Source organism: Bacteroides hominis (genome assembly GCF_033042785.2).
GTDB classification, from domain to species: Bacteria; Bacteroidota; Bacteroidia; order Bacteroidales; family Bacteroidaceae; genus Bacteroides; species Bacteroides hominis.
Genome location: NZ_CP178829.1, coordinates 1,136,510 through 1,154,403 on the forward strand (window position 1 = coordinate 1,136,510; position 17,894 = coordinate 1,154,403).

Below are 17,894 nucleotides of genomic sequence, written 5' to 3' on the forward strand. Positions count from 1 at the left end.
CGGATGAATTTTAAAGAAGGAGAAGTACTTTATTTTGATAAACCGTTGGGGTGGACGTCTTTTAAGGTCGTAGGGCATGCCCGGTACCATATTTGCCGACGGATGAAAGTGAAGAAATTGAAGGTGGGGCATGCAGGTACACTCGATCCGCTGGCAACAGGGGTAATGATTGTTTGTACAGGTAAAGCTACCAAGAGAATAGAGGAATTTCAGTATCATACAAAGGAATATATTGCTACCATTCAGTTGGGTGCCACTACTCCATCGTACGATCTGGAACATGAGATTGATGCTACCTATCCTACGGAGCATATCACCCGGGAGTTGGTGGAAGAGACGTTGAAAACATTTGTTGGTGAAATACAGCAAGTGCCTCCGGCATTCTCGGCTTGCAAAGTAGATGGTGCGCGTGCTTATGATTTGGCCCGTAAAGGTCAGGAAGTGGAGTTGAAGCCCAAATTGCTGGTGATTGACGAGATAGAACTGCTGGAATGTAACTTACCGGAAATTAAGATCAGGGTGGTATGCAGCAAGGGAACTTATATCCGTGCATTGGCACGCGACATCGGGGAAGCCTTGCAAAGCGGTGCACATCTGACCGGATTGATACGTACCCGTGTGGGGGAGATAAAGTTGGAGCAATGCCTGGATCCTGCAAAATTTGCAGAATGGATAGATCAGCAGGAAGTTGAGATATCTGATTGAAATAGAAAAGTAAGAAATAAAATAATTAATAAACGCACATTATTATCATGAAACTGTCGCAATTTAAATTTAAGTTACCCGAAGAAAAGATTGCTTTGCACCCTACAAAGTATAGGGATGAATCGCGCTTGATGGTACTCCACAAGCGTACGGGAGAGATTGAGCACAAGATGTTTAAGGACATCCTGAACTATTTTGATGATAAAGACGTGTTTGTATTCAACGATACCAAGGTATTCCCTGCCCGTTTGTACGGAAATAAGGAAAAAACCGGTGCACGTATCGAAGTGTTCTTACTGCGTGAGCTGAATGAAGAGCTGCGTTTGTGGGACGTATTGGTGGATCCGGCACGTAAAATCCGTATAGGCAATAAGCTTTATTTCGGTGATGACGATTCAATGGTGGCTGAGGTAATTGATAATACTACTTCACGCGGACGTACGCTCCGTTTTCTATATGACGGTCCTCATGACGAATTTAAAAAAGCATTGTATGCGTTAGGTGAAACTCCGCTGCCGCATACGATTCTTAACCGTCCGGTGGAAGAAGAAGATGCAGAACGTTTCCAGTCTATTTTCGCTAAAAACGAAGGAGCCGTGACAGCACCTACTGCGAGTCTGCACTTCAGCCGCGAATTGATGAAGCGTATGGAAATAAAAGGCATAGACTTTGCGTATATCACATTGCATGCAGGGCTCGGTAACTTCCGTGACATCGACGTAGAGGATCTGACAAAGCATAAGATGGACTCTGAGCAGATGTTCGTAACCGGAGAAGCTGTTAAGATTGTGAACCGTGCCAAGGATCTTGGTAGGAATGTATGTGCTGTGGGAACAACTGTGATGCGCGCCATTGAAAGCACGGTGAGCACAGACGGGCATTTGAAAGAATATGAAGGATGGACGAATAAGTTTATTTTCCCGCCGTATGATTTTACAGTGGCTAATGCTATGGTATCCAACTTCCACATGCCACTTTCTACTCTGTTGATGATTGTGGCTGCCTTTGGTGGTTACGAGCAGGTAATGGATGCATATCACATAGCATTGAAAGAAGGCTACCGTTTTGGTACTTATGGAGATGCGATGCTGATTTTGGATAAGTGATGAGAATATATCTGGGATTAGGTACTAATTTGGGTGATAAGGAGTTGAATCTTCGTGTCGCTGTACAGAAAATAGAAGAGCGGATAGGGAAAGTGATTTCCCTGTCCGCTTTTTATGCTACTGCCCCCTGGGGATTTCAATCTGATAATAACTTTCTGAATGCTGCGGCGGGAGTGGAGACGTCTCTGTCTCCTTTCGATATACTTGAAAGGACCCAACAGATAGAGCAGGAAATAGGGCGTTTACATAAATCACATGATGGGGTATATAGCGACCGTCTGATTGATATTGACCTCTTGCTTTATGGTGATAAGATATTACAGGACGAAAGGCTTTCATTGCCTCATCCATTGATGGACGAACGAAAATTTGTTTTAGAGCCGCTTGCCGAAATCGCACCGGACGTTGTCCATCCGGTACTTCATAAAACAATTAGAGAGCTATTTCTGGTTCTTTCGTAATTTACGGATCATCAAATGCCGTGGAAGGTAAGCCACACAGCCGATCAATACGGCATACAATATGCGCAGGTCGTCAAACGGTTGATGGTTCAGATAACAAATAAAGGCATAAATACCCACTGTGACAGCAATATACACCAATAGTATAATAGCGGTTTTTAGTTTATTTTTCATAAGATAGTCTGTTAATACGAAGCAAAAGTAGCAATAAATCCAAAATATTATCTACCTTTGCCAATGAAATGAAGTGTGGAAAGATTTGAGTAGCTTGCAACCACAGAAAAAAATGCTAAAACAACATTCCCTTCTGTATGCGTTTTCTACTCTTTTTGATTTCTGTCCGCATTCATAATTTATAATTCATAATTCATAATTTTATTATGGGATATTTATTCACATCCGAATCGGTGTCTGAAGGACACCCCGATAAAGTGGCCGATCAAATATCGGACGCTGTGCTTGACAAACTGTTGGCTTACGATCCCAGTTCGAAAGTAGCTTGCGAAACCTTAGTGACTACCGGACAGGTGGTACTTGCGGGAGAAGTGAAAACAGGTGCTTATGTTGATTTACAACTGATAGCACGTGAAGTGATCCAAAAGATTGGTTACACGAAAGGCGAATACATGTTCGAAAGTAATTCGTGCGGTGTATTTTCTGCCATTCATGAACAGAGTGCCGACATCAACCGTGGTGTAGAACGTGAGGACCCTATGAATCAGGGGGCAGGCGACCAGGGAATGATGTTTGGTTATGCAACCAACGAAACTGAGAACTATATGCCGTTGTCGCTTGACCTGGCACATAGAATACTTCTTGTATTGGCCGATATCCGCCGGGAAGGTAAAGAAATGACTTATCTCCGTCCGGATGCAAAGAGCCAGGTAACTATTGAATATGACGATAACGGTACTCCCGTGCGTATTGATACAATTGTTGTTTCAACACAGCATGATGAATTTATATTGCCGGCTGATGGTTCTGCTGCTGCCCAACTGAAGGCGGATGAAGAGATGCTGGCGGTAATCCGGAAAGATGTGATTGAGGTATTGATGCCTCGTGTCATTGCGTCTATCAATCACCCGAAGGTTCTTGCCTTGTTCAATGATAATATTGTTTATCACGTAAATCCGACCGGTAAATTCGTTATTGGCGGTCCGCACGGAGATACAGGGTTAACCGGACGTAAGATTATTGTTGATACCTATGGTGGTAAAGGGGCTCACGGTGGTGGTGCTTTTTCTGGTAAAGATCCCAGTAAAGTAGACCGCAGTGCTGCTTATGCTGCTCGTCATATTGCTAAAAACCTTGTAGCTGCCGGTGTTGCCGACGAAATGTTGGTACAGGTTTCTTACGCTATCGGGGTGGCGCGTCCGATTAATATTTATGTAAATACATACGGCCGCAGTAATGTGAAAATGAGTGATGGTGAAATCGCCGAAAAGATTGATGAGTTGTTTGACCTCCGGCCAAAGGCTATTGAAGATCGCTTGAAACTCCGTTATCCGATTTACAGTGAAACGGCCGCTTACGGACACATGGGGCGTGAACCTCAGGTAGTGACTAAGCATTTCCACTCTCGTTATGAAGGTGACCGGACTATGGAGGTAGAGTTGTTTACATGGGAAAAACTTGACTATGTGGACAAAGTAAAAGAAGCTTTCGGTTTGTAATCAGCGTAGCTTTACAGCTATTTATTATAGGGGGCCGTACTTGTTTTTATCCCATATGGGGAGAAAACAAGGCGGCCTTCTTCTTTTCTCCTTGAAATTTGGTACTTTTGCATCGTGTTTAACCAAACCCATGCAAGAAATGAACCAAATAGCTTCCGTATGTGTATATTGTGCTTCAAGTACGAAAATAGATCAGATTTATTTTGATGCAGCTGTGCGATTAGGACAGTTGTTGGCAACCCGGCATATCCGTTTGATAAATGGAGCGGGAAATATAGGGTTGATGCGGTCGGTGGCTGATGCCGTATTACAGAACGGAGGCGAAGTGACCGGAGTGATCCCTCACTTTATGGTAGAGCAAGGATGGCATCATACCGGCTTGACGGAGCTTATCGAGGTGGACAGTATGCACGAACGTAAACGACTGATGGCTGAAAAGAGTGATGCTGTGATTGCATTGCCCGGAGGATGCGGGACCCTGGAAGAGTTACTTGAAATTATCACCTGGAAACAGTTGGGGCTTTATCTTCAACCGATCGTGATATTGAATACCAATGGCTTTTTCGATCCTTTGTTGACAATGCTCGACAAAGCCATAGACGGTAATTTCATGAGGAAACAGCATGGAGATATCTGGCATGTAGCCCATACTCCGGAAGAGGCTGTGGATCTGGTTTATTCAATACCCGTATGGGACAGTTCCATCCGTAAGTTTGCTGCTATATGATTTCTCCTCAGGACTCTGTCGGTGTGCAGGTGGCAGATACTTTGCCGCAGACCTTCCATGAAGCTTGTGTTCCGAAAGATACATTGGCGGCGGTTGATTTACAGGCGGTGAGCGAGACGGTTACGGGAGTGGATGGCATATCGATCCCTTACTCTCCAAGGACGGATGACGGGTTGGCAATGATACTGCTGGGATGTTTCTTTATTTCTTCGTATGTATTGGCGCGCAGTAAGAAATTCCTGTTGCAACAAGTTAAAGATTTTATGTTGCATCGTGAAAGAACAAGTATTTTTGCTTCCTCTACAGCAGCTGATATGCGTTATCTGTTATTGTTGACTGTGCAGACTTGTGTTCTTGGAGGTGTATGTATCTTTAACTATTTTAATGATGTCCGGCCCTCACTGATGGAGCGCGTTTCGCCTCATGTGCTCTTGGGAGTTTATGTTGCTGTGTGCATATTCTATTTTTTATTCAAGTGGATTATATATTCGTTTTTGGGATGGGTGTTTTTTGACAAAAGTAAAACAGATATATGGCTGGAGTCTTATTCTACGCTGATTTACTACCTTGGATTTGCTTTATTTCCGTTTGTTTTGTTTCTGGTTTATTTTGATCTGAATGTTACCTTTTTAGTTTCAATTGGTTGCATTTTGGTAATTTTTACTAAAATATTGATGTTTTACAAGTGGCTAAAGCTTTTTTCCTGTAATATTTATGGGGTTTTCCTTTTAATTTTATACTTTTGTGCCCTTGAAATCATACCTTGTTTAATAGTCTATCAGGGTCTGATTCAGCTAAATAATGTTTTGATAATAAATTTTTAGGACGTTGAAAATTAAGAAAGTATTAGTGTCGCAGCCTAAGCCTGCTTCAGAGAAATCTCCTTATTACGACATTGCTGAAAAGTATGGTGTAAAAATAGATTTCCGCCCCTTCATCAAGGTTGAGAGCGTCTCTGCGAAAGAATTCAGACAACAGAAAGTATCGATTCTTGATCATACGGCTGTTATATTTACCTCACGCCATGCGATTGATCATTTCTTCCATTTATGTACGGAGTTACGTGTGACGATCCCTGAGACGATGAAGTATTTTTGTGTAACAGAAGCTGTTGCTCTTTACATTCAGAAATATGTGCAGTATCGTAAGCGTAAGATTTTCTTCGGAGCTACGGGTAAGATTGAAGATTTGATTCCTTCGATTGTGAAGCATAAAACAGAGAAATATCTCGTTCCGATGTCGGATGTACATAACGATGACGTGAAGAATCTGTTGGATAAGAATAATATTCAGCATACCGAATGCGTAATGTATCGTACTGTTAGTAACGACTTTATGGAAGGAGAGGAGTTTGATTATGACATGCTGGTATTCTTTAGCCCTGCGGGAGTTTCTTCATTAAAAAAGAACTTCCCTGATTTCGATCAGAAGGATATCAAGATCGGAACATTTGGATCGACAACAGCACAGGCTGTTCGTGATGCAGGACTTCGTCTGGATTTGGAAGCACCTAATGTGAAGTCTCCTTCAATGACGGCTGCTCTCGATTTGTTTATTAAGGAAAACAATAAAGGAAAATAAATGAAACGGTGAACAGCAAACGGTAAACAATGAACAGGCATATTTATCTGTAGCATTGTTTACTGTTTGTTGTTTGCCGTTTATAATTATTATGGCAAATACCCTGTGCAAGGCCGAAAGGCTGAATAGTAAGATTCTGATTGAGAAGATGTTTGCAGGCGGCTCTAAGTCGTTTTCCATCTTTCCGTTGCGTGTGGTGTATATGCCTGTGGAAAATCAGGATGCTCAGGCATCTGTTTTATTGAGCGTTTCGAAGAAACGATTTAAACGCGCGGTAAAGCGGAACAGGGTGAAACGCCAATTGCGTGAGGCGTACCGGTTGCATAAGCATCTACTATTGCAGACTTTAACCGATAAACAGCAACAGTTGGCTATTGCTTTCATCTATCTTTCGGACGAATTAACGTCCTCGGCCGAAATAGAGGAGAAAATGAAGACTCTGCTGGCCCGTATCAGCGAGAGATTGGTATGAAACGTCTGCTTTCATATATATTATTGCTTCCCATATACTTTTACAGGGCTTGTATTTCGCCCATGACCCCTCCTTCATGTCGTTTTACGCCTACTTGTTCGCAGTACGCTATTGAAGCGATTAAGAAACATGGTCCTTTTAAGGGGCTTTATCTTGCCGTCAGGCGGATACTTCGTTGTCATCCGTGGGGTGGATCTGGGTATGATCCCGTTCCTTAGTGATTTATGAATATTCTGGATATACATACACATCGGCTGCCTGCAGAACCGGGGCAGGCAATACAAAATTGTCAGCCGGCAGAATTTATTCCGCTGGCCGGTGCTTACTATTCTGTGGGGATTCATCCCTGGTACCTGACCCGTGAGAGTTTCGTCCGCCAGTGGGAACTGTTGTTGTCAGCTATCCATTCTCCTCAGGTTCTTGCAATTGGCGAAGCAGGTCTCGACAAGTTGGCACAGACGGACTATGTGTTGCAGCAAGAAGCATTTGAGAAGCAGGCTATACTTGCACACGAAATGGGATATCCGTTAGTAATTCATGCAGTGCGGTCAGCAGATGAAATTATCCGCTTTAAAAGGAAAATGCAGCCTTCTAACCCCTGGATTATACATGGTTTCCGCGGGAAAAAAGAATTGGCTCTGCAATATATCCGGGAGGGAATTTATCTTTCACTGGGAGAGAAGTATCAGGAGGAAGCGCTTCGACAGATACCTTCGGAATACTTGTTTCTGGAGACAGATGAAAGTCTGATAGATATCCATAGCCTTTATGAGCGAGCTGCTTTACTTCTGGAGATGCCTGTTTGCAAACTCATGCAACAAGTACAGCAAAACATTAATAACGTCTTTTTTAGGCAATAAGAGTTGCTTGTTCCGATAAAGAGTCGTACTTTTGCCCTAATTAAACTTTAAAACTTATTATCATTCGATGAATTTTGTAGAAGAACTAAGATGGCGTGGAATGGTGCATGACATGATGCCCGGCACAGAAGAGTTATTGGCGAAAGAACAGGTTACTGCTTATTTGGGTATTGATCCGACAGCCGATTCGTTGCATATCGGACACTTATGCGGTGTGATGATCTTGCGACACTTCCAGCGTTGCGGCCATAAACCATTGGCTTTGATTGGTGGTGCAACAGGTATGATTGGCGATCCTTCGGGTAAGTCGGCAGAACGTAATCTGCTCGATGAAGAGACTTTACGCCACAATCAGGCTTGTATCAAGAAGCAGCTGGCTAAGTTTTTGGACTTCGAATCTGATGTTCCTAATAGAGCCGAATTAGTGAACAACTATGATTGGATGAAGGAGTTCAGTTTCTTGGATTTTGTTCGTGAAGTGGGTAAACACATCACTGTAAACTACATGATGGCTAAGGAATCAGTAAAGAAGCGCCTGAACGGTGAAGCCCGTGACGGATTGTCGTTTACAGAGTTTACTTATCAGTTGTTGCAGGGTTATGACTTCCTTCACCTCTATGAAACCAAAGGATGTAAATTGCAGATGGGTGGTTCCGATCAGTGGGGAAATATCACTACCGGTACTGAGTTGATTCGCCGTACCAATGGTGGTGAGGCTTATGCACTGACATGTCCGTTGATTACCAAAGCTGACGGTGGAAAGTTTGGTAAGACAGAATCCGGTAATATCTGGTTGGATCCTCGTTATACATCTCCTTATAAATTCTATCAGTTCTGGCTCAATGTGAGTGACTCTGACGCAGAACGTTATATCAAGATATTTACTTCGCTTGATAAGGCAGAAATCGACGGGTTGGTTGCTGAACATAATGAAGCTCCGCATTTGAGAGCACTTCAGAAACGTTTGGCAAAGGAAGTAACTGTAATGGTTCATTCTGAAGAGGATTACAATGCTGCGGTAGATGCATCTAATATCTTGTTTGGCAATGCTACATCCGATGCGTTGAGAAAGCTGGACGAAGACACACTTCTGGCTGTGTTCGAAGGTGTTCCTCAATTTGAGATTTCACGTGATGCATTGACAGAGGGAGTGAAAGCAGTTGACCTGTTCGTTGACAATGCTGCTGTATTTGCTTCAAAAGGTGAAATGCGTAAACTGGTTCAGGGTGGCGGTGTTTCTTTGAATAAAGAGAAGTTGGCTGCTTTTGATCAGGTGATTACTACTGCTGATCTGCTTGATGAAAAGTATCTGTTGGTTCAGCGTGGTAAGAAAAACTATTATTTGATTATCGCTAAATAAGGAGTTTTCTTTTCCGCCTTTCATTCAGGGGGCGGGTTGAGTGAAACTTTAATATAAAAAAGAGGATGTCTCAAAAGGGGGTGCCATGTAATAGGCAAATTGACCCTGTGAGACATCCTTTTTCTTTGTGGAGTGGCAGATTAATGCTTTCCTGCTTTATCTGCCGGGAGTTCTTTCAGTAATTCCTCTACTGCCGTCTTCAATTGCGTATCTTCACCTTTGACGATTGTTTCCGGTGAGTTGGCAACTTTAATGTCCGGTTCCAGCTGTGTGTTTTCCAGATAGCTTCCATCCGGGAGTCGATAGCCTATGACAGGAATACCGAATACCAGAGATGGGTCTTGCAGGCGTTCCCATGAAACACTGGTCATAGTTCCCGGTACGGGCATACCTACCAATTTACCCAATTTCTGGTGGCTGTATACCCATGGTGTACCGTGCGCATTCGAGTAATTGGCTTCACATGTCAGCATGATAGATGGTTTGTTCCATCGGCGGCTGGGCATATCGCATGCTTCGCGTCCGCGAACAACCTGAGTGAAATACTTCTTGCCGCTGAACAATACTTCGATATCTTCGTGAAGGCGGCCACCACCATTGAAACGGGTGTCTATAACGATACCTTCGCGGTTATTGTATTTTCCTAAAATATCCGAGTAGACGGAACGGAAACTGCCATCACCCATCGACTGTATGTGTACATATCCCAGACGTCCGTTGGACCATTTGTCTACATTGGCCGCCCGTTGTTTCACCCAGCGTTTGTAAAGCAGATTGTTGAGGGTTCCGTTGCCGACCGGGATTACTACTTCTTCCCACCGTTCACCGTTTTGCGGATTGTATAGCGAAACAAGCGTCTTCTTATTGGCTTTGTCATTCAGTAACGTCAGATAATCTGTTTCGGGAGTTATTGCCTGCCCGTTGATCTTTTCAATGACAGTTCCGGCTTTCACCTTCGAGCGGGCGTGATCGAACGGCCCTTTTTCAATCACTTCCATGATCAATGCACCTTTTCCTTTGTGATTCCAGTCTGTAAGCACTCCCAAACTGGCTGTGGCATCTCCCGGAATGGATGGAGAGAAGCGGCCGCCGGTATGCGATACATTCAGTTCACCCAGCCATTCGCTCAGCAATTCGGCAAAGTCGTAGTTGTTATTGATGTGCGGCAGGAATTTGCGGTAAGCAGCAGACATGGCATCCCAGTCTACTCCGTGCATGTTGGTGTTGTAGAAACGTTTCTGCTGCTGCTTATATACATGGTCGAACATATATTCTCGTTCTGCGGCTAAATCCATTTTCATCTCTGCTTTATAGCTGATCGGCTTCAGAGTCTCTCCGCTGAGGTCCATTTTCTGCATGGTGTTGCCTCCCAGGACAAACAGGGTTTTTCCTTCTTTGTCCATATTCATAGAAGCCCATCCGGCATTCATTTTATGAAGCAGCTTGGTTTCTTTTTTGCGGAGATCCATTTTCCATAGGTCAAATCCACCTTCGAATGCTGACAGATAGTAGAGGGTTTCACCGTCTTTTGAGATGATGGTACTGCCCAGATTCGAAGAATTGGGAGTGAGGCGGATGATACGGTCTTCGAGCCCATTCAGCTCCACTACGATGTTTTTTACCTCGTCTTTCTTTTCAGTCTCTGCTTTGGGATCTTTCTTTTTGCCTTTTTTCAGGTTAGCAGAAGCTTTTTCTTTATCCTTCTGTTGCTCCTTTTCCAGTTCTTTCTGCAATTCATAATCCTCTTTACTCAGACGGAACTTATCGAAAGCATCCTGATTGAGGAATACCAGCATGGCATCGTTTTGTGAACCCCAGGAAGCATGTGCACGCATCCCATATCGTTCGGTCGTGAACAAGATGGCATTGCCGTCCAGTGCCCAACGGGGAGATCCGCTCATGTAACCACTGTTAGTCAGGTTGATGATCGGGCTGCCACCCTGTGCACTCACTAATCCTATGTCTGAATATGGATCATGCCGGTTACCGATAAACTCGAGTGTGAACCATTTTCCGTCAGGTGACCATTGGTAGTCGAAATTTCCGTCGGTGCTGAACCAAGTGGATCCATCGGTGATCTGGCGAACCTTTTTCGTGTCTAAATTAACTACCATCAAGCGGTTGCGGTCCTCTATAAACGCCAGTTCTTTACCGTCCGGTGAGAATTGCGGATAAGCCCGTTCCACGGTTGTGGAGGGCAGTAACACTTTTTCTTCGATGATAGTGGCATTCGGGAAGTTGGCCTCCTCTTTACGGGCTATTTTAGCCAGGAAAAGTTGCCAGTTGCCGTTACGTTCGCTTGCGTAGGCCAAGGTACGGTTGTCCGGGGCGAAAGTGAGTCCGGCTTCGCGTGCAGGTGTTTGGGTGATTTGTTTTGTGGTGGCATAATCTGTCGAGGTCACAAATACTTCTCCCCGTACGATAAACGCAATCTGTTTTCCATCCGGCGATACGGTTCCCGATGTCGCTCCGTTTGTAAAAGTCAGGTCTGCTATTTTATCCTGATCATCGCGGACAATGTCTATGTCCGTTTTTTGTGGAGTGGCATTACCTTTTTGAGTATATATTTCCCCGTCATACGCATAGCATAATGTTCCGTCATGACTCATTGACAAGAAACGCACAGGATGTGTTTTGAAAGATGTCACCGTTTTAAGAGACTGTGTGTTGTCCAATGGGAAGTTGTAGACATTGAACGAGCCTTCGCGTTCACTTAATATATATACACTTTTTCCGTCCGGTGAAAGGATGGGGTTGCGGTCTTCTCCGGCGTGATTGGTCAGGTTGGTATGTTTTCCTGTTTGAGTGTTGTACATCCAGATGTCACGGGTGATGGACGAAGTGTGATGTTTCCGCCATTCATCTTCAAAACCTTTACGGTCCTGATAAAGGAAGAATTCCCCCGATGTTGCATAACAAACTGCTTCGGCCGGGGTGCCCAGCACCTGTTCCGTACGTCCTCCGTTTGCAGGGACCTTGTAGAGCTCTGTCATGGCTGTTGTCGGGAACATGGCGCTTTGTGCGGGATCCTGGATGGATGCTGAAAATAGAATATATTTTCCGTCCGGTGTAAAAGTTGAAGGGAGTTCGGATGCAGAATTGGTAGTCAGTCTTTGTGCCGTACCTCCTGTCGCCGGCATTATAAAAATGTCAAAATTGCCATTACGGTCACTGGCAAAAGCGATTTGCTTACTGTCCGGCGACCAAATCGGTGTGCATTCATACGATGGTTGTGTTGTAAGCTGGGTGGCTACCCCTCCTCCGGCAGGTACCTTGTAAATATCTCCTTTGTAACAGAATGCTATTTCTGTTCCGTCCGGCGAAATCTGTACGTCACGCATCCATAGCGGTGATGCGGCATTGCCGGTAAGCGTGGTGAGACCCAATGCAATGCATACAAAAAGTTTTCTCATACTTACTGAATTTATTCGTTTACTTTATTGATTTCTGTAAGTACAAAGGTAGCAATTAGCCGCGGCTAACGAGACTTATTATACAAAAAAGTCTAAAAAGATTTGGAAAATAACTTGCATGGCATTATCTTTGCATCGCTTTTTAACAGAAAGCGCATGAGCTTGTCCTATGGTGTAATGGTAGCACAACAGTTTTTGGTTCTGTTTGTCTAAGTTCGAATCTTGGTAGGACAACCCCCAAATGCCTTGAAAGTAAATTATTTCCAAGGCATTTTTCTTTTTGTATGACCGAATTTCCTTTAGGTCAGCTTGTATTATCCATCATCTCCTATTCATGTTATGCTATTTACCTTAATAATTAATTGAGATGGTACGTTCTTTATCTCGTCCTGTGTACGCAGGCTTATTAGCCCGTGTACCTGTGCTCATTAGCCTTGGTATGCGTGCCCATTGGCACGGGTATGCGGGACGAGATAGAGCCTTGACCATTTATATAAAAGATAGCAAGGAAAATGAAATACTTTTCAAGGTATAAATAGATAGGGAATTAACTTTATATGTCTATATAACAGCAGTTTACTATATGCTTTCTGCCAAAAATGGAGGGTGGAAGATGGAAGATAAGGGTGGAAGATTGATAGCCTAAAAAGACGATCTTCCACCATGATAAATTGCGGAATATCAGATGGTAAACTACAAAAAGGTGGAAGATGGAAGATGGAAATACTTTTTCCGTATGAGTGGGTAAATTGGGGAAAAAATTTTCTTCTTTCTCTTTCTTTTTGCCTATTTTTGCCTATTCGTTAATACTAAAATCTAATAATCAATGAAACGTCGCGATTTTCTGAAGTGTTCACTTGCTGTAGGAGCAGGCTTGGCAACCTCTCCGTTGACTTATGCATTTAATGGTGAAAACCAAGAGTCAAACAATGATTCGTCCGGCTCCTCTAAGGCTCCTGCCACAAAAGGAGGGAAACCACATATCATTTTTATTATGAGTGACCAGCATCGTGGAGATGCTTTACATTGCATGGGGAATAAAGCCGTCATTTCTCCTAACATAGATAAGTTGGCTCAGGAAGGCAGCTTGTTTGTATGTGGTTATAGTTCTGCCCCCAGTAGTACGCCCGCGCGTGCCGGCTTGCTTACGGGGATGTCTCCATGGCACCATGGGATGTTGGGGTATGGAAAGGTCGCTTCCAAATATAAATATGAAATGCCCCGGATGTTGCGCGATTTGGACTACTATACTTTTGGAATAGGGAAGATGCACTGGTTTCCACAGAAAGCCTTGCATGGCTTTCATGCTACATTGGTAGACGAGAGCGGGCGTAGTGAAACCCGTGATTTTATTAGTGACTATCGGGAATGGTTTCAGTTGCAGGCGCCCGGGAAGAACCCGGATTTAACGGGAATCGGGTGGAACAATCATAATGCCGGAACTTATAAACTTGAGGAAAGATTACATCCTACGGCCTGGACGGGGCAAACAGCCTGTGAATTAATACGGAATTATGAAAGTGATCAGCCGCTGTTCCTGAAAGTCTCTTTTGCCCGCCCTCATAGTCCGTATGATCCTCCGAAGCGATATTTGGATATGTATGAAAAGGCAGATATCCCTGTACCGTTTGTTGGGGATTGGTGTGGAAAGTATGCTGAACGTAAAGATCCGGAAAAGGTTGCGAAAGACGCCCCTTTCGCGAATTTAGGAGAAGAATACGCTGTCAATTCCCGACGCCATTATTATGCGAATGTGACGTTTATTGATGATCAGATTGGGCAGATTATTCAGGCCCTGAAAGAGAAAGGAATGTACGAGAACGCAATCATTTGTTATACGGCTGACCACGGTGATATGTTGGGTGACCATTATCATTGGCGGAAAACCTATGCCTATGAAGGTTCGGCGAAGATTCCTTATATTATAAAATGGCCTTCTGCCATGACTACACAGGCTATTAAAGGAAAACGAATAGAACAGCCGGTAGAGTTACGTGATTTTTTGCCTACCTTCATCGAACTTGCAGGGGGAACGGTACCGGATGATATGGACGGCAAGTCTTTGGTTGCACTGGTTTCAGGAAATAATGATGGCTGGCGGAAATATATTGATCTGGAACATGCCACCTGCTATAGTGCCGATAATTATTGGTGTGCGCTTACTGACGGTAAAATGAAGTATATCTGGTTTATTCATACGGGCGAAGAGCAATTGTTCGATTTAAGTGCAGATCCCGGAGAACGGAGAAATCTTTTTGGAGACAGTCGTTATGCAGACCGGTTGGCTGAGATGCGTAAAGCAATGGTCTGTCACTTGCAAGAGAGGGGAACAGATTTTGTAAAAGATGGAAAGCTGGTAGTAAGAGATCAGACCTTACTTTATAGCCCTAATTATCCAAAAGATTAATGTTATTTATCTGTGCAGGATAATTGGGCGCAATTTATTCTCAAATCCCGTTTTCTTTTCTTATTTTTGTGTCGTGTACGCAAACGATGTTTGTCTGAGCGGCACCTAATGTAAACTTATAAATAAGAAATATGAAAACAAACTATGAGATTCGCTATGCTGCCCATCCGGAAGACGCAAGAAGCTATGACACCAAGAGAATCCGGAGAGATTTCCTGATAGAGAAGGTTTTTTCGGCCGACGAAGTGAATATGGTATACTCCATGTATGATCGTATGGTAGTGGGTGGAGCCATGCCGGTAAATGAAGTGTTGAAGTTGGAAGCTATCGATCCTTTGAAAGCTCCTTATTTCCTGACCCGTCGTGAAATGGGTATTTTCAATGTCGGAGGTCCCGGCGTTGTGAGAGCGGGGAATGCGATATTTCAGTTAGCTTATAAAGAAGCGCTTTATTTGGGTTCGGGCGATCGGGAAGTAACTTTTGAGAGTGTAGATGCCGCACATCCTGCTAAATTTTATTTTAATTCGCTGACCGCTCACCGAAATTATCCTGATAAGAAAGTAACGAAAGCCGATGCGGTGGTTGCTGAAATGGGTACGTTGGAAGGCTCGAATCATCGCAATATTAATAAGATGCTTGTAAACCAGGTGCTACCTACCTGCCAGTTGCAGATGGGAATGACCGAACTGGCTCCGGGGAGTGTGTGGAATACGATGCCCGCACATGTTCACAGCCGCCGTATGGAGGCTTATTTCTATTTTGAGGTACCGGAGGAGCATGCCGTATGCCATTTCATGGGTGAGGTTGACGAAACCCGTCATGTATGGATGAAGGGCGATCAGGCAGTATTGTCACCGGAATGGTCCATTCATTCGGCAGCGGCAACTCACAGTTACACTTTTATCTGGGGCATGGGGGGGGAGAACCTTGATTATGGTGACCAGGATTTTTCGTTAATCACGGACTTGAAATAAGGTGTTTGATATGAATATTTCTTTTTAGAGAATGGAAGTGAGATGAGTTTTTTTAAAACATTATAAGTATGGTAAACTTTTCATTAAAGGGCAAAGTGGCATGGGTCACAGGTGCATCTTACGGTATCGGTTTTGCATTGGCTACTGCTTTCTCAGAGGCAGGCGCGAAGATCGTTTTTAATGACATCAGTCAGGAGCTGGTCGACAAGGGGTTGGCTGCATATAAGGAACTGGGGATTGAGGCCAGTGGATATGTGTGCGACGTCACGCGTGAGGAGCAGGTAAATGCTTTGGTTGCACGGATCGAGAAAGAGGTCGGAGTGGTTGATATTCTGGTAAATAATGCCGGTATTATTAAGCGCATCCCGATGTGTGAGATGACAGCGGAGCAGTTCCGGCAGGTGATTGACGTGGACCTGAATGCCCCGTTTATTGTGTCGAAAGCCGTGATTCCTTCAATGATTAAGAAGGGGCATGGAAAAATCATCAATATCTGTTCGATGATGAGTGAGCTGGGGCGTGAGACAGTATCTGCTTATGCCGCTGCCAAGGGCGGGCTGAAGATGCTCACCCGCAACATTGCGTCCGAGTATGGTGAGTTCAATATCCAGTGTAATGGCATTGGCCCGGGGTATATCGCCACACCTCAGACGGCGCCTTTGCGTGAAGTGCAGCCGGACGGTTCGCGCCATCCGTTCGACTCATTCATTATAGCCAAGACTCCTGCTGCCCGTTGGGGAACACCGGAAGACCTGATGGGACCGGCCGTATTCCTGGCTTCGGATGCTTCGAATTTCGTGAACGGTCATGTGCTTTATGTAGATGGCGGTATTTTGGCTTATATCGGTAAACAACCTAAATGAATCTGATCAATACAATTGAATCAATGAAGAAAGTTTTTCTTTTTGCCGCACTCGCTTTGTTGTGTCTGGCTTGCAATGAAGCGGGTAAGTCGGTTTCTGTTACGGTATCCAATGCCACTTCGCTGGAACGTGACGGTGAGATGGCAGAAGTATCCATGAGCGAGGTTTCCTCTAAATTGCAGTTACCCGATACCGCGCAGATAGTCGTGGTGGATGCCGAAGGGCAGCAAGTACCCTATCAGATAACTTCCGACGAGAAAGTGATATTTCCGGTCAGTGTACAGGCGAATGGTTCGACTGTTTACACGATAAAGGCGGGCATTCCCCAGGAGTGTCCGGTGAAGGCTTGCGGAAGATATTATCCCGAACGGGTGGATGACGTGGCCTGGGAGAACGATTTGGTGGCTTTCCGTACTTACGGACCTGCTTTACAGGAAACCGGAGAGCGTGCTTTCGGATATGATATCTGGACGAAGTACAACACCACTGAGCCGGTGGTGGAAGCTCGCTATGAAGGCGAATTGAACCCGGATACAAAAGCTAAAATAGCAGAACTCGGGAAGACGGATCCTAAAGCCGCGCAGGAGCTTTACCGGTCGGTTTCTTATCATGTGGACCATGGCAACGGACTGGACTGTTATAAGGTCGGTCCTACTTTGGGAGGGGGCACAGCTGCGTTAATGGCAGGTGATACAATTATTTATCCGTATTGTTACGCTACCCAGGAGATACTGGATAATGGTCCGTTGCGTTTCACTGTGAGGCTGGTGTATCATCCGTTGGTGGTAAGGGGAGACTCCGGCGTGATCGAAACACGTGTGATTACGTTGGATGCGGGTTCGCATCTGAACAAAACGATTGTTTCTTATACCAATCTGAAAGAGACAATGCCTCTGGCCGTCGGCATCGTATTGCATGAACCCGATGGAGCTGTGGTGGCGAATGCGGCAGAGGGATACATCACTTATGTGGACCCGACGGATAATGCCGGTAATGACAACGGTAAAATCTTTGTGGGTGCTGCGTTCCCTACTTTGGTGAAGGAGGCGAAACCTGTTCTGTTCCCGGAGAAAGAGAAGAAAGAGCTGCGCGGAGGTGCCGACGGGCATGTGCTGGCTATCAGCGAGTATGAACCGGGAGCTGACTTTACTTATTACTGGGGAGCTGCCTGGGATAAAGCCGATATAAAAGACGCTGCTGCCTGGAATGCCTATATGGCCGATTTTGCCCGGAAGATACGTAATCCGCTGACGGTAACGGTGAAATAAAAGAGTTACCTGACAAATAATCGA

Annotated in this window: 17 protein-coding genes and 1 tRNA gene; 16 read left to right on the forward strand and 2 right to left on the reverse strand. The window is 44.6% G+C overall.

The window, feature by feature from the left end; all coding sequences use genetic code 11:
• Positions 1–3: 3 nt before the first annotated feature.
• From truB to folK, 3 genes are read left to right on the forward strand one after another with little or no spacing between them, the layout of a single operon-like run.
• Positions 4–705: a tRNA pseudouridine(55) synthase TruB gene (truB, locus tag R3O62_RS05000; protein ID WP_005812404.1), complete on the forward strand. Its 702-nt coding sequence runs from the start codon at positions 4–6 to the stop codon at positions 703–705.
• 47 nt (positions 706–752) lie between these two features.
• Entirely contained in the window at positions 753–1,811 is a 1,059-nt protein-coding gene (gene queA, locus R3O62_RS05005; RefSeq protein ID WP_005779710.1) for a tRNA preQ1(34) S-adenosylmethionine ribosyltransferase-isomerase QueA, read from the forward strand.
• A complete protein-coding gene (gene folK / locus R3O62_RS05010; RefSeq protein ID WP_022012688.1) occupies positions 1,811–2,272 on the forward strand; it encodes a 2-amino-4-hydroxy-6-hydroxymethyldihydropteridine diphosphokinase in 462 nt (153 codons plus the stop codon). Before queA ends, folK begins: the two co-directional genes overlap by 1 nt.
• Here folK and R3O62_RS05015 read toward each other — a convergent pair.
• Entirely contained in the window at positions 2,252–2,446 is a 195-nt protein-coding gene (locus R3O62_RS05015; RefSeq protein WP_005812400.1) for a hypothetical protein, read from the reverse strand. The two genes, folK and R3O62_RS05015, sit on opposite strands and share 21 nt — an antisense overlap.
• A 206-nt stretch (positions 2,447–2,652) precedes the next feature.
• Here R3O62_RS05015 and metK point away from each other — a divergent pair, with 206 nt between their 5' ends.
• The 8 genes from metK (at position 2,653) to tyrS (ending at position 8,945) form a co-directional block, all read left to right on the forward strand.
• Positions 2,653–3,945 (forward strand): methionine adenosyltransferase, encoded by a 1,293-nt coding sequence (metK, locus tag R3O62_RS05020; protein WP_022012690.1) that lies wholly within the window; start codon positions 2,653–2,655, stop codon positions 3,943–3,945.
• Positions 3,946–4,084: 139 nt separating this feature from the next.
• Positions 4,085–4,672, forward strand: coding sequence for a TIGR00730 family Rossman fold protein (locus tag R3O62_RS05025; RefSeq protein WP_032541101.1), 588 nt, complete (start codon positions 4,085–4,087; stop codon positions 4,670–4,672).
• On the forward strand, positions 4,669–5,496 hold the full coding sequence (locus R3O62_RS05030) for a DUF4271 domain-containing protein (RefSeq protein WP_032541083.1): 828 nt from the start codon (positions 4,669–4,671) through the stop codon (positions 5,494–5,496). The genes R3O62_RS05025 and R3O62_RS05030 overlap by 4 nt, the downstream gene beginning before the upstream one ends.
• A gap of 4 nt (positions 5,497–5,500) precedes the next feature.
• Complete coding sequence (locus tag R3O62_RS05035; protein WP_005779700.1) at positions 5,501–6,253, forward strand: uroporphyrinogen-III synthase; 753 nt, start codon at positions 5,501–5,503, stop codon at positions 6,251–6,253.
• A 91-nt stretch (positions 6,254–6,344) separates the two neighbouring features.
• On the forward strand, positions 6,345–6,725 hold the full coding sequence (rnpA, locus tag R3O62_RS05040; protein ID WP_005779698.1) for a ribonuclease P protein component: 381 nt from the start codon (positions 6,345–6,347) through the stop codon (positions 6,723–6,725).
• Positions 6,722–6,943 carry a membrane protein insertion efficiency factor YidD gene (gene yidD / locus R3O62_RS05045; RefSeq protein WP_005779696.1) on the forward strand — a complete coding sequence of 74 codons (222 nt, stop codon included), beginning with the start codon at positions 6,722–6,724 and terminating at the stop codon, positions 6,941–6,943. Before rnpA ends, yidD begins: the two co-directional genes overlap by 4 nt.
• Before the next feature lie 6 nt (positions 6,944–6,949).
• The gene (locus tag R3O62_RS05050) at positions 6,950–7,585 is read left to right on the forward strand and encodes a TatD family hydrolase (protein WP_005779689.1); all 636 of its coding nucleotides are present in this window, start codon (positions 6,950–6,952) and stop codon (positions 7,583–7,585) included.
• Between the two features lie 67 nt (positions 7,586–7,652).
• Positions 7,653–8,945: a tyrosine--tRNA ligase gene (gene tyrS / locus R3O62_RS05055; protein ID WP_005779687.1), complete on the forward strand. Its 1,293-nt coding sequence runs from the start codon at positions 7,653–7,655 to the stop codon at positions 8,943–8,945.
• Between the two features lie 140 nt (positions 8,946–9,085).
• On the opposite strand, the gene R3O62_RS05060 is transcribed toward tyrS, so the two are convergent.
• On the reverse strand, positions 9,086–12,358 hold the full coding sequence (locus R3O62_RS05060) for a S41 family peptidase (protein WP_269110401.1): 3,273 nt from the start codon (positions 12,356–12,358) through the stop codon (positions 9,086–9,088).
• A gap of 163 nt (positions 12,359–12,521) precedes the next feature.
• Between R3O62_RS05060 and R3O62_RS05065 the strand changes: the two genes are divergently transcribed.
• From R3O62_RS05065 to R3O62_RS05085, 5 genes are all read left to right on the forward strand, one after another.
• Positions 12,522–12,592 (forward strand) — tRNA-Gln (locus R3O62_RS05065).
• A gap of 592 nt (positions 12,593–13,184) precedes the next feature.
• On the forward strand, positions 13,185–14,765 hold the full coding sequence (locus tag R3O62_RS05070; protein WP_022012694.1) for an arylsulfatase: 1,581 nt from the start codon (positions 13,185–13,187) through the stop codon (positions 14,763–14,765).
• A gap of 131 nt (positions 14,766–14,896) precedes the next feature.
• The gene (kduI, locus tag R3O62_RS05075) at positions 14,897–15,739 is read left to right on the forward strand and encodes a 5-dehydro-4-deoxy-D-glucuronate isomerase (protein WP_005779680.1); all 843 of its coding nucleotides are present in this window, start codon (positions 14,897–14,899) and stop codon (positions 15,737–15,739) included.
• A 68-nt stretch (positions 15,740–15,807) separates the two neighbouring features.
• Positions 15,808–16,602 (forward strand): gluconate 5-dehydrogenase, encoded by a 795-nt coding sequence (locus R3O62_RS05080; RefSeq protein ID WP_250719345.1) that lies wholly within the window; start codon positions 15,808–15,810, stop codon positions 16,600–16,602.
• Positions 16,603–16,625: 23 nt separating this feature from the next.
• Positions 16,626–17,870 carry a DUF4861 domain-containing protein gene (locus tag R3O62_RS05085; protein ID WP_188521414.1) on the forward strand — a complete coding sequence of 415 codons (1,245 nt, stop codon included), beginning with the start codon at positions 16,626–16,628 and terminating at the stop codon, positions 17,868–17,870.
• Positions 17,871–17,894: the final 24 nt, after the last annotated feature.

Bases quoted from the DNA above. Each gene is read 5' to 3' on its own strand.
- folK (WP_022012688.1), top strand. From the start codon at position 1,811: ATGAGAATATATCTGGGATTAGGTACTAATTTGGGTGATAAGGAGTTG.
- kduI (WP_005779680.1), top strand. From the start codon at position 14,897: ATGAAAACAAACTATGAGATTCGCTATGCTGCCCATCCGGAAGACGCA.
- R3O62_RS05080 (WP_250719345.1), top strand. From the start codon at position 15,808: ATGGTAAACTTTTCATTAAAGGGCAAAGTGGCATGGGTCACAGGTGCA.
- R3O62_RS05025 (WP_032541101.1), top strand. From the start codon at position 4,085: ATGAACCAAATAGCTTCCGTATGTGTATATTGTGCTTCAAGTACGAAA.
- tyrS (WP_005779687.1), top strand. From the start codon at position 7,653: ATGAATTTTGTAGAAGAACTAAGATGGCGTGGAATGGTGCATGACATG.
- R3O62_RS05070 (WP_022012694.1), top strand. From the start codon at position 13,185: ATGAAACGTCGCGATTTTCTGAAGTGTTCACTTGCTGTAGGAGCAGGC.
- yidD (WP_005779696.1), top strand. From the start codon at position 6,722: ATGAAACGTCTGCTTTCATATATATTATTGCTTCCCATATACTTTTAC.
- R3O62_RS05030 (WP_032541083.1), top strand. From the start codon at position 4,669: ATGATTTCTCCTCAGGACTCTGTCGGTGTGCAGGTGGCAGATACTTTG.
- metK (WP_022012690.1), top strand. From the start codon at position 2,653: ATGGGATATTTATTCACATCCGAATCGGTGTCTGAAGGACACCCCGAT.
- R3O62_RS05085 (WP_188521414.1), top strand. From the start codon at position 16,626: ATGAAGAAAGTTTTTCTTTTTGCCGCACTCGCTTTGTTGTGTCTGGCT.
- queA (WP_005779710.1), top strand. From the start codon at position 753: ATGAAACTGTCGCAATTTAAATTTAAGTTACCCGAAGAAAAGATTGCT.
- R3O62_RS05060 (WP_269110401.1), bottom strand. From the start codon at position 12,358: ATGAGAAAACTTTTTGTATGCATTGCATTGGGTCTCACCACGCTTACC.
- R3O62_RS05050 (WP_005779689.1), top strand. From the start codon at position 6,950: ATGAATATTCTGGATATACATACACATCGGCTGCCTGCAGAACCGGGG.
- rnpA (WP_005779698.1), top strand. From the start codon at position 6,345: ATGGCAAATACCCTGTGCAAGGCCGAAAGGCTGAATAGTAAGATTCTG.
- truB (WP_005812404.1), top strand. From the start codon at position 4: ATGAATTTTAAAGAAGGAGAAGTACTTTATTTTGATAAACCGTTGGGG.
- R3O62_RS05015 (WP_005812400.1), bottom strand. From the start codon at position 2,446: ATGAAAAATAAACTAAAAACCGCTATTATACTATTGGTGTATATTGCT.